The sequence below is a fragment of the Burkholderia sp. Ac-20344 genome (assembly GCF_017104975.1).
Taxonomy (GTDB): domain Bacteria; phylum Pseudomonadota; class Gammaproteobacteria; order Burkholderiales; family Burkholderiaceae; genus Burkholderia.
Genome location: NZ_JAAGPP010000212.1, coordinates 1 through 11791, shown reverse-complemented (window position 1 = coordinate 11791; position 11791 = coordinate 1). Strand labels below are relative to the sequence as shown.

Here is an 11791-nt window from a genome sequence, read left to right as displayed (position 1 = left end):
CCGCGCAGTGGCGCCGCCGGCCGTTCCGCGCGCCGCATCACTCGTCGAGCGCCGCCGCGCTGGTCGGCGGCCGCAACCCGCCGCAGCCGGGCGAGATCACGCTCGCGCACCTCGGCGTGCTGTTCCTCGACGAACTCCCGGAATTCGACCGGCACGTGCTCGAAATGCTGCGCGAACCGCTGGAGGCCGGCCGCATCACGATCTCGCGCGCGGCCCAGCAAGCCGACTTTCCGGCCGCGTGCCAGCTGATCGCCGCGATGAATCCATGCCCGTGCGGCTGGCACGGCGATCCGTCCGGGCGCTGCCGCTGCACGCCGGACGTCGCCGCGCGCTACCTGCGCAAGCTGTCGGGACCGCTCGTCGACCGCATCGACATCCAGATCGACCTGCCCGCGCTGTCGCCGGCCGAGCTGGCGACGCGCGCGTCGGCGCCCGGTGAGCCGAGTGCCGTGGTGGCCGCGCGCGTCGCGCAGGCGCGTGCGCTGCAACTCGATCGGCAGGGCAAGACGAATCACATGCTGAGCGGCCGCGAGACGGACGACCTGTGCCGGCCGACCGACGAAGGCGAACGGCTGCTGCGCGAGGCCGGCGAGCGCTTCGGCTGGTCGGCGCGCGCGTATTACCGCGTGCTGAAGGTCGCGCGGACGATCGCCGACCTGGCCGGCGACCCGCTGCCGACGGCCGCGCAGATCGCCGAAGCGATCCGCTACCGGCGCGCGCTTACGGCGCTCTAAGCGCCGCCGGAGGACAAAATCCGGCTGTCAAGACTTGACTTATGCACAATTCCGCGAATCCGGCCCCGGATCACGGCTCGGCGGGACCTTGGCAGCGCAGAATTCGTATCTCATTGTTTTGATTGAATTTTCTCAAAATTCGAGCGCGCGGCCAAACAGGCCGGAAGGCCGTCCCGCGCGGCTCAGCGGGAAATCCGGGCGACTTTTCAACAAAGTTATCCACATGCGCTGTGGATAGTCGAAAAAACCTCGCAAAATCCGGCGACTAGCATCGAAAGTTGCGAATGAACTTTCAGTTGCCACGGCGTGTCTCGGCGCCCTCGCCGGCCGCCGTCAGTCGAGTTTGAACGACCCGAAAAACTGGTCGAGCTGCTCCTGCGTGAGCGGCCCGTCGGCAATCACGACGGCCTGGTACGCGTGCCGGCCGCGTGCAGCGAGCCGCGCGACGATCGTCTTGCGCGCGCGATCGCCGCCGGCGGCCGCGCCCGCGACGCGCAGCTCGAGCCCGTTCACCGCGCCGCCGGCCGCGAGCGGCACAGGCACCGACGCCGTCTGCGGCGCGCCTTCAAGGTTGCGGGACAGCCCGGCGCGCAGGAACTCGAGCGCCGCGCGGCGCGTGTCGTCGCGGTCGTCCGGCAGCGTCAGCGTGCCGACCGCGAACACCGCACCGTCTACGTGCGCAGCCTGCATCCGCATCGGCATCGACGCGCCGCCGACCGCCACCGGCTGCTCCTCGACGGTCGGCTTCGCCGGGAGGTCGATCGTGTAGCCGGCGTCGTTGTGCAGCGTGCGCCAGTCGTACGACGGCGAGCAGGCGGCCAGCGCGACGCTCATGCACGCAAGCGTGGCGAAGTGTCGCAGCGGACGAAAAAGGGGGCACAACGAAACGGTGACGTCCTTCGGCATGGCGTGGATCGGGCAGGCAAAACGGGCATTATCCGCCGAACGTGAAATCCGGGATGCGTGGTGGCCGCCGGTGCGCATCCCGCATTCGCGCTAAAATGGGCGCCGAATTTCGACGTCCTTTGCATCGATCCGCGTCATCGACCGACTCCGAGAGCACCAGATGAACACCACGCCTCCCGCCCGGCGCAGCGCCGGCCCCGTCCGCTACATCGTCGCTGCCGTCGTCGTCGCGGCGATCGCCGTCGCCGGCTTCTTCGCGTTCAACGGCAAGTCCACCGTGCCGGATGCCACGTTCACGCTGCTGTCGGGCCAGAAAGTCTCGACCGCCGGCGACCTGAAGGGCAAGGTCTATCTCGTGAACTTCTGGGCGACGAGCTGCGCGACCTGCATGCAGGAAATGCCGCAGATGGTCGATACCTACAATCGCTTCAAGGGTCAGGGGCTGGAATTCGTCGCGGTCGCGATGAACTACGATCCGCCGATGTACGTCGCGAACTACGCGCAGACGCGCCAGCTGCCGTTCAAGGTCGCGCTCGACGACGGCAGCGTCGCGAAGCAGTTCGGCAACGTGCAGCTCACGCCGACGACCTTCGTCGTCGACAAGGACGGCAAGATCCTGAAGCGCTACGTCGGCGCCCCGCAGTTCGCGGAACTCGACGCCCTGCTCAAGAAGGCACTCGACAGCAACGCGGCCTGAGCGCCGCCCGATCCGGCTCGAAGGGCCGCGCGCAGCGCCCTTCCCCGCACGACGGACCGCACGACCGGGCAACCCGGTTCCGCGGTCCGTTTGCTTTTCAGCGCTCGGTTTCGCCTTTCGCCGACAGCCCGTAGCGCTTCATCTTCTCGTACAGCGTCGCCTTGCCGACATGCAGCCGGTCGGCCGTTGCGGCGACCGCGCCGCCCGTCTGGTTCAGCGCCTCGGCGATCACCGCGCGCTCGAACTGCTCGATGCGCTCCTTCAGCGTCTGCTCGTTGTCGGCTTCGTCGCTGCTCGCGCCCGTCTCCTGCGGCATGTCGGCCACGCCGAGCACGAAGCGGTCGGCCGCGTTGCGCAGCTCGCGCACGTTGCCGGGCCAGTCGCGCTGCATCAGGTTCGCGCGCTGCCGGTCGGTCAGCACCGGCGCGGGCCGCGCGTAACGCACGGCTGCATCGAGCATGAAGTGCTCGAACAGCGGCACGATGTCCTCGCGGCGCTCGGCGAGCGGCGGCAGCGCGATCGTCACGACGTTGAGGCGGTACAGCAGGTCGCGCCGGAACGTGCCGGCCGCAACGAGCTCGCTCATGTCGCCCTTCGCGGCCGCGACGATGCGGCAGTTCACGCGGATCGGCTGGTTCGAGCCGAGCCGCTCCAGCACGCCGTCCTGCAGCACGCGCAGCAGCTTCACCTGCAGCGCGAGCGGCATGCTTTCGATTTCGTCGAGGAACAGCGTGCCGCCCGACGCATATTCGAGCTTGCCGACCCGGCGCTTCGCGGCGCCGGTGAACGCGCCGGGCTCGTAGCCGAACATCTCCGACTCGAACATCGGCTCGGGCAGCGCGCCGCAATTCACCGCGATGAACGGCTTGTCGCGGCGCGGCGACAGCTCGTGCAGGCTGCGCGCGATCAGCTCCTTGCCGGCGCCGGTGTCGCCGTTGATCAGCACCGACGCGTCGGTCGGCGCGACGTTCGCGATCAGCTTGCGCACCTGCTCGATCGCCGGACTGCGGCCGATGATGCGCGGCGCGACGACGTTCTGCCCGGCCAGCTCGCGCCGCAGCGCGTGGTTCTCGAGCACGAGCTCGCGCCGCTCGAGCGCGCGGCGCACCGTCTCGATCAGGCGCTCGGCCGCGAACGGTTTTTCGATGAAGTCGTACGCACCGTCGCGCATCGCCTGTACGGCCATCGAGATGTCGCCGTGCCCCGTGACGAGGATCACGGGCACGTCGGGCACGCGCTCGCGGCACTGCGCGAGCACGTCGAGCCCGCTCGCGCCGGGCAGCCGGATGTCGCTGACGATCGCGCCGGCGGTGTCCGCGACGATCGCCTTCTCGGCCGCTTCGGCCGACTCGAAGCCGGCGACATCGAACCCCGCCAGCTGAAGGCTCTGCACGCTTGCCCGGCGAACGAGCGCGTCGTCTTCGATATAGATCACTTGCAGCCGGTTGGCCATCGTACTCACTTGCTCCTGACGGGCCGCGCGGCGGCAGCGCGCGCGGCATCGTTGATACCGATCGTGTGCCGATCGGGCGGGCGGCGTGGCGCGTCTAGCGCGAGCCCGCCGGCTCGGACACGGAGTCCGGATGATGCGTGCGCGCGCGCCGCAGCGTCAAGACGAACAGCGCGCCGCCCGACGGCGCGTTGCGCGCGGTCAGCGCACCGCCCGCATCGCTCGCGATCGACGACGAGATCGCGAGGCCAAGGCCAAGCCCGCGCCCCATTTCCTTGGTCGTGAAGAACGGCTCGAACAGGCGCGGCAGCAGGTCGGGCGCAATGCCGGAGCCGTTGTCGCGCACCTCGACCGCGAGCGTCGCGGCCGATACCGCGATCGTCACTTCGATCGCCGGCGCCGCGACGCCGGCCACTGCGTCGAGCGCGTTGCCGAGCAGGTTGATCAGCACCTGTTCGAGGCGCAGGTCCTCGCAACGGGCGACGAGTTCCGGATAGTCGCGCGCCAGGTCGAGCGGCGCATCCTGCGCGGGCGACACGGTCGCATCCTGCAGCGTCAGCGTGAGCGCGACGCCGCGCAGCCGCTCGTCGAGCAGCGACAGCACGCTGCGCAGCGCGCGCACGACGAGCGCCTGCTCGTTGCGCGGCTTCGCGCGGCCGACGAACAGCTTCAACTGGTTCGTGATCTTGCCCATCCGCTCGGTGAGCGCGGCGATCGCCTCGAGGTTCTCGCGGGCGGCCGCCTGCTCGCCGCGATCGAGCAGCACGCGCGTGTTGTCCGAGAAGCTGCGCAGTGCCGCGAGCGGCTGGTTCAGTTCGTGCGTGATGCCGGCCGCCATCTGGCCGAGCGCGGCGAGCTTGCTCGCCTGGATCAGTTCGTCGTGCGCGGCGCGCAGTTCCTGCTCCGCGCGGATCCGGTCGCCGACCTCCTTCTGCAATTGCTCGTTCGCTTCCGACAAGTCGGCGGTACGCTCCTCGACGCGCCGGTTCAGCTCCGCGTACGCCTGCTGCAGCAGCGCGCGGCCGCGGATCATTTCTCGCACGCGCGCGCGGCGCATCCGCCAGTAGAACGCGAGCAGCGCGACCGACACGAAACCGAAACCCGTGACGATCGTCGCATTGCGCGCATCGGCGTCGACGGGCGCGATCGGCGCGAGCGTGACGAGCAGCCAGTCGGGCTCGCCGATCCGGCGCTTGCTCGCGAGGAAGCGCGGCGCGCGCAGGCCGGGGCCGAGGCGCACGATCTCCGCATCGGGGCCGAGCACCTGCTCGATGCGCAGCGGCAGCGGCGTGACGGGTTGCTGCGCGTACTGGCGCGTCTCGTAGATCGACGCAGCCACGGAGCCCGTGAGCGGCCTCAGCGTGTGGTACTTCCACGCGGGCACCGACGACAGGAACACGACGCCGTGATCGTCGGCGACGACGAGCGGCTCGGACGCATCGGCGCCCTGGAACCATTCGAGGTTGAGCTTCACGACGACGACGCCCGCGATCCTGCCGTCGCGCCACACGGGCTGCGAGATGTAGTAGCCGGGATCGCGCGAGATCGTGCCGATCCCGAAGAAGCGGCCGACCTGGCCGTTCATCGCATCGAGAAAATACGGGCGGAAGCGGTATTCGATCCCGACGAAGCTGTCGGGCGCGCGCCAGTTGCTGGCGGCGACGCACAGGCCGTCCGCGCCGACCACGTAGGTGACGGTCGCGTGCGCGTGTTCGTTGAGGTCTTCGAGATAACGATTGACGCGCGCTGTGTAGTCGGCGCGCTTCGGCTCGGCGAGCAGATCCTGCACGTACGGATGGCTGCCGAGCAGATAAGGCAGCGATTCGTAGCGGTCGAGCGTGCTCTTGAGCGCGCTGGTGGTGCGGTCGACGCGTACCGCGGCGTTGCGCTGCAGTTCGGCGACGCCGCGCCGCCAGGTGATCGTCCACGTCAGCGTGCACGCCGCGGCGAGCGCGGCGGCAAGCACGACGAGAATGAGCAGGCGGCGCGTCACGGTCGAGGCTTCCTGGCGATGCGGATCGCCTATTGTGTCATAGGCCTCCGCCTCCCCGCCCCGGTCGCCGCGGGCCGCACCACCGGCGGGCGGTGCCGCCGCCTGCTCCTTCATGGCGTCAGACGCCGGCCGTCTCGGTCGGCGCGACCTCGCCGCCGACCTTCAGCGCCTGGCGCAGCTTGTTGCGGTCGAGCTCCTTCTCCCAGGCCGACACGACGACCGTCGCGACGCCGTTGCCGACGATGTTGGTCAGCGCACGGCATTCGCTCATGAAGCGGTCGATGCCGAGGATCAGCACCATGCCCGACAGCGGGATCGTCGGCACGACGGCCAGCGTCGCGGCGAGCGTGATGAAGCCCGCGCCCGTGACGCCGCTCGCGCCCTTCGACGTCAGCATCGCGACGGCCAGCAGCGTGAGCTGCTGCATCCACGTCAGTTCGATGTTGGTCGCCTGCGCGATGAACAGCACGGCCATCGTCATGTAGATGTTGGTGCCGTCGAGGTTGAACGAATAGCCGGTCGGCACGACGAGGCCGACGACCGAACGCGAGCAGCCGGCCTTCTCGAGCTTTTCCATCAGCTGCGGCAGCGCGGCTTCCGACGAGCTCGTGCCGAGCACGATCAGCAGCTCTTCCTTGATGTACGACACGAAGCGGATGATCGAGAAGCCCGTGACGCGCGCGATCGCGCCGAGCACGACGAGCACGAACACGACCGACGTCAGGTAGAACGTGCCGATCAGCTTGAGCAGCGGCACCAGCGAACCGACGCCGTACTTGCCGATCGTGAACGCCATCGCGCCGAACGCGCCGATCGGTGCCAGCTTCGTGACGATGTGCACGATGCCGAACAGCACGCGCGTGAGCCCGTCGATGAAGTCGGTCACGACCTTGCCGCGCTCGCCGAGGTGTGCGAGCACGCTGCCGAACAACAGTGCGATCAGCAGGATCTGCAGGATCTCGCCCTGCGCGAACGCATCGACCATCGTGTTCGGGATGATGTGCAACAGGAAGTCGACCGTCGACTGCCCATGCGCCTTCGCCGCGTACGACGCAACGGCCTTGCCGTCGAGCGTCGCCGGATCGATGTTGAAGCCGACGCCCGGACGCAGGATGTGCGTGGCCGCGAGGCCGAGCAACAGCGCGAAGGTCGACACGACTTCGAAGTACAGCAGCGCCTTGCCGCCGACGCGGCCTACCTTCTTCATGTCCTCCATGCCGGCGATGCCGGTGACGACCGTACAGAAGATGATCGGGCCGATCACCATCTTGATCAGCTTGATGAACCCGTCGCCGAGCGGCTTCATGTCGGTGGCGAGCGCCGGGTAGTAGTGGCCGAGGATCACGCCGACGATGATGGCGAAGATCACCTGCACATAGAGCACTTTGTAGAAGGGTTTCTTCTTCACGATGGTTCCTGCTGAAGTAGATGAGCCGATGGAAACGGCGTCACGCGCGCGGACGAATGTCAGGGGAGTCACTCGCCCGCGCGGCTGCCGTGCCGCAACAAGCGATGCCTCAGGACATCCCGAGGGGGAGGAAGGCAGTGGTCATCGGTTGTCTCCTGTCGAGTGGAGTTAGCGCTTCAGCGCTTACTCCAGTCCCATGCAAGGCTGCTTGCTGTAGTAGTTCGGCCGGGGGATGGCCGTGCGCTTTATATCGCAAGGTCGATGCCAGGTTTCCGGAACCCCTCAAACCGTTGTTTTCATTGTATTTCTCATAATACGGCAGGCAAGGAAATCCGGGATTCCGGATTTCCGGAAAATATCCGTCCGGCGATCCGGACGAATGCACTCATTCGTCTGATGAATCAGTGCTGCACGGCCGGGCCGGCCAGCACGCCCGTCTGCGCGTAGAACTCCTGCTGCGCGAAGGCTTCGCGCTCGCGCCGCGCACGTTCGCCGCGATCCAGGAGCGAGCCGACGACGATCCCGACGAACGCGAGCGGCACCGACACGAGCGCCGGGTTGTCGAGGAACACCGGCGCGTGCGCGTGATGCAGCACGTCGACCCACACCGACTTCGACAGCACCGTGAGCGTGACTGCCGACACGAGGCCGAGGCCGCCGCCGAGCACCGCGCCGCGCGTCGTCATCCCGCGCCAGAAGATCGACATCGCGAGCACCGGGAAATTCGCGCTCGCGGCCACCGCCGCGACGAGGCCGACCATGAACGCGACGTTCACGTGCTCGAACAGGATCGACAACCCGATCGCGACCGCCGACAGCGCGATCGTCGCCGCGCGCGAGATGCGCATCTCGAGGCGTTCGTCGGGCTTGCCGCGCGCCCACATCTGCGCATACAGGTCGTGCGAGATCGTCGTCGCGCCGGCGAGCGTCAGGCCGGCGACCACCGCGAGGATCGTCGCGAACGTGACGGCCGCGATGAACCCGTAGAACCAGTTCCCGCCCACCGCCTGCGCAAGCTTCACCGCGACCATGTTCGAGCCGCCGAGCAGGTCGTGCGTGAGATTGAACGTGCCGTTCGCGCCGAGCTTGAAGAACTCCGGATGCTGCGCGAGCAGCACGATCGCCGAGAAGCCGATCACGAAGGTCAGCAAGTAGAAGTAGCCGATGAAGCCGGTCGCATAGAGCACCGACTTGCGCGCCTCCTTCGCGTTCGGCACCGTGAAGAAGCGCATCAGGATGTGCGGGAAGCCGGCCGTGCCGAACATCAGCGCGATGCCGAGCGACAGCGCGTTGGCCGGATCGCGGATCAGCTTGCCGGGGCCCATGATCGACAGCGCGCCCGGATGCACGGCCACCGCGCGGCGGAACATCTCGTCGACGCTGAAGCCGAATTCGCTCAGTGCAAGCACGACGAGCAGCGTCGCGCCGCACAGCAGCAGCACGGCCTTGATCACCTGCACCCAGGTGGTCGCGGTCATCCCGCCGAAGAACACGTAGACCACCATCAGCACGCCGACGATCAGCTCGGCCGTGCCGTACGACAGCCCGAACAGCAGCTGGATCAGCTTGCCCGCGCCGACCATCTGCACGACGAGGTACAGCACGACGATGGTCAGCGAATTCGCGGACGTCAGCAGCCGGATCGGCCGCTGCGCGAAGCGGTACGCGACGACGTCGACGAACGTGAACTTGCCGAGGTTGCGCAGTGGTTCCGCGATCAGGAACATCACGAACGGCCAGCCGACCAGAAAGCCGATCGAGTAGATGAGCCCGTCGAAGCCGAACATGAACACCATCCCGGACAGCCCGAGGAACGACGCGGCCGACATGTAGTCGCCCGCAATCGCGAGCCCGTTCTGCAACCCGGTGATGCCGCCGCCGGCCGTATAGAAGTCGCGTGTCGAGCGCGTGCGGCGCGCGGCCCAGCGCGTGAGCGCGAGCGTCGCGAACACGAACGCGAAGAACATCCCGATCGCGACCGGGTTCAATTCGACCTTGTCGGGCATCGGGCCGGCGACCGATACCGCGTGTGCGGCGGAGGAAACGAGCACTGCGGGAACGGCCAGCGCGCTGAGCGCGATCGAGGTACGTCGCATGTCGGCCTCCGTCACGAACGCTGCAGGATTGCGTCGACGCGGCGGTCGAACGCACGGTTCGCGCGCAGCACGTAGCACGCGGTCAGGGCGATCGCGACCAGGATGATCGTGACGCCCGCGGCAATCCCGACCGTCATCGTCGCGCCGCGGTACAGCGGCGCGGCGAGCACGTGCGGCGCGAGCGCGACGAGCAGGATGAAGCCGTAGTACGTGGCGATCATCAGCGCCGTCAGCGTGAAGCTGAAGCGGCGCCGCGCACGCACGAGTTGCTGGTAGTCACGGCGTGCCGTGACCGATTCGATGACGGAAAGCTCCATGGTGTCTCCTGTCGACCAGAGTTGGCGCTTCAGCGCTTACGCCAGTCCCCGCAGGGCAAAACGCCTCGTCGTTTCGCGAGAGCTGTCTTGTGGATGGCCGGCGCGCGATCCGATCCGCCCGCGCCGCGGCGGCGAAAAACGACTTACACGACGCGATCCGCTCGCAGCCGCGCGACCTCGTCGGCCGACATCCCGAGCCAGCCGCCGAGCACCGCATCCGTATCCGCGCCGAGCACCGGCGGCGCACCGCGCACCGGCAGCCGCGCGCCGTCGAACCGATACGGCGGCGCGAGCACGTCGACGCCGCCCGCGACCGGGTGCGGCTGCCGCGTGACGAGCCCCGCGCTCGTCGCGCGTTCCGACTTCAGCGCTTCGTGCAGCCCGAGCACTTCACCGCACGGAATGCCTGCATCGGCGAGCGCGGCAAGCAGCGTCGCGCGCGACCGCCGCGCGAGTTCGCGGCGAATCTCCGGCAGGAGGTCCGCGCGGTTTTCCGAGCGGCCGAGGTTGGTCTTGTAGCGCGCGTCGGCTGCGAGGTCGGGCCGCTCGATCGCGTCGCAGAAGCGCGCGAACTGCGTGTTGTTGCCGACCGTGATCACGAGCGGGCCGTCGGCCGCGTCGAACACGCCGTACGGCACGATCGACGGATGCGCGTTGCCGTAGCGCGGCGGGTCCTCGCCCATCAGCAGCGCGTCGAGCCCGTAGTACGCGGTGATCATCAGCCCGCAGTCGAACAGCGCCATCTCGATGCGCCGCCCGCGCCCCGTCGCATGGCGCTCGACCAGCGCGGCGAGGATCGCCTGCGCCGAATACATGCCGGTGAACAGGTCGACCGCCGCGACGCCGAACTTCAGCGGCGGCTGGCCGGCCTCGCCGTTCAGCGCCATCAGCCCGGCCTCGCCCTGCACGACGAGGTCGTAGCCGGGCCGCGCGGCCTCGGCGCCCGAACGGTCGTAGCCGGAGATCGCGCAGTGCACGAGGCGCGGATTCAGTTCGGCCAGCGCGTCGTAGCCGAGCCCGAGCTTTTCCGCGCCGCCGAACTTGAAGTTGTGAAGCACGACGTCGGCCTGCGCGGCCAGCTCGCGCGCGAGCCGCTGCCCTTCGCCGGTCTGCAGGTCGAGACAGATCGAGCGCTTGCTGCGGTTCACGCTGTTGAAGTAGGTCGTCTCGGTGTCGCCGACCCTCAAGCCCCAGTCGCGCGTGTCGTCGCCGCGCGCCGGATGCTCGACCTTGATCACTTCCGCGCCGAAATCGGCGAGCACCATCGCGCACCACGGGCCTGCGAGCACGCGCGAGAAATCGAGCACCTTCACGCCGGCCAGCGGCAGTGCGCGCGATTCGTTCGTCATCCTTGTCTCCTCCATTCGCGTAGTTCGCTTTTACTGTTTCGACAGCGCGATGTAGCGCGCGAGATGGTGATCCTCGTCGCCGAGCTGGTGATCGATCATTACGAGGCGCTTCGCGTAGTGCGACAGCGGCAGTTCCCACGTCATCCCGATCCCGCCGTGCAGCTGGATGCTCTCCTCCGCGACGAGCGTGCCGATCCGGCCGATGCTGTATTTCGCCGCCGCGAGCGCGCGTTCGCGCACCACGCGTGGCGCATCGAGCTGTGCGGCCGCGTTGATCACGGCCGAGCGCGCCTGTTCGACTTCGAGCAGCAGGTCGGCCATCCGGTGCTGCAGCGCCTGGAAGCTGCCGATCGGCAAGCCGAACTGCTTGCGCGTGCGCAGGTAGTCGAGCGTGTATTCCTTCGCGACGTCCATCGCGCCGAGCGCTTCCGCCGACAGCGCGAGCAGCCCGTAGCCGAGCACACGTTCGAGCAGCGCCGCACCCGCTTCACCGTCGTGCGCGCCGAGCGCGGCATCGGCCAGCAGCGCGACGCGCTCGAAGCGCACTTCGGCCGCGCGGCCGCCGTCGATCTTCCTGTAGTCACGCAGCGATACGCCCGGCGCGTCGGCCGGCACGACGAACAGGCCGATGCCGGCCGCGTCGTCGTCGCGACCCGACACGCGCGCGCTGACGACGAAGAACGCCGCCTGCGCGGCCTGGTCGACGACGCCCTTCGCGCCCGTCAGCACCCAGCCGTCGCCCGAGCGTTCGGCGCGCGTGCGCACGGTCGTCAGTTCGTAGTGCGAGCCCGGCTCGTCGTGCGCGAACGCGGCGCTCGCGCTGCCGTCGATCAGCGCGGCG

General features: G+C 68.5%; 10 protein-coding genes. 2 read left to right on the top strand and 8 right to left on the bottom strand.

What is annotated here, in order from left to right:
• The coding region (locus G3N64_RS35940; protein WP_205788392.1) for an ATP-binding protein at window positions 1-734 on the top strand (734 nt) is incomplete at its 5' end.
• Between the two features lie 333 nt (window positions 735-1067).
• Here G3N64_RS35940 and G3N64_RS35935 read toward each other — a convergent pair.
• A complete protein-coding gene (locus tag G3N64_RS35935; protein WP_205788391.1) occupies window positions 1068-1640 on the bottom strand; it encodes a hypothetical protein in 573 nt (190 codons plus the stop codon).
• A 160-nt stretch (window positions 1641-1800) separates the two neighbouring features.
• On the opposite strand from G3N64_RS35935, the gene G3N64_RS35930 reads away from it, so the two are divergent.
• Entirely contained in the window at window positions 1801-2337 is a 537-nt protein-coding gene (locus G3N64_RS35930; protein WP_174971544.1) for a TlpA disulfide reductase family protein, read from the top strand.
• 97 nt (window positions 2338-2434) lie between these two features.
• On the opposite strand, the gene G3N64_RS35925 is transcribed toward G3N64_RS35930, so the two are convergent.
• The 7 genes from G3N64_RS35925 to G3N64_RS35895 form a co-directional block, all read right to left on the bottom strand.
• Window positions 2435-3790 carry a sigma-54 dependent transcriptional regulator gene (locus G3N64_RS35925; RefSeq protein ID WP_205788393.1) on the bottom strand — a complete coding sequence of 452 codons (1356 nt, stop codon included), beginning with the start codon at window positions 3788-3790 and terminating at the stop codon, window positions 2435-2437.
• 94 nt (window positions 3791-3884) lie between these two features.
• On the bottom strand, window positions 3885-5894 hold the full coding sequence (locus G3N64_RS35920; protein ID WP_205788390.1) for an ATP-binding protein: 2010 nt from the start codon (window positions 5892-5894) through the stop codon (window positions 3885-3887).
• 4 nt (window positions 5895-5898) lie between these two features.
• On the bottom strand, window positions 5899-7188 hold the full coding sequence (locus G3N64_RS35915) for a dicarboxylate/amino acid:cation symporter (RefSeq protein ID WP_205788389.1): 1290 nt from the start codon (window positions 7186-7188) through the stop codon (window positions 5899-5901).
• Between the two features lie 401 nt (window positions 7189-7589).
• Window positions 7590-9284, bottom strand: a complete 1695-nt coding sequence (locus tag G3N64_RS35910) for a cation acetate symporter (RefSeq protein ID WP_205788388.1) — start codon at window positions 9282-9284, stop codon at window positions 7590-7592.
• 11 nt (window positions 9285-9295) lie between these two features.
• Window positions 9296-9601 carry a DUF485 domain-containing protein gene (locus G3N64_RS35905; protein ID WP_205788387.1) on the bottom strand — a complete coding sequence of 102 codons (306 nt, stop codon included), beginning with the start codon at window positions 9599-9601 and terminating at the stop codon, window positions 9296-9298.
• A 143-nt stretch (window positions 9602-9744) separates the two neighbouring features.
• Window positions 9745-10950, bottom strand: coding sequence for a CaiB/BaiF CoA-transferase family protein (locus G3N64_RS35900; RefSeq protein WP_205788386.1), 1206 nt, complete (start codon window positions 10948-10950; stop codon window positions 9745-9747).
• 30 nt (window positions 10951-10980) lie between these two features.
• On the bottom strand, window positions 10981-11791 hold an 811-nt coding region (locus G3N64_RS35895), incomplete at its 5' end, for an acyl-CoA dehydrogenase (protein ID WP_205788385.1).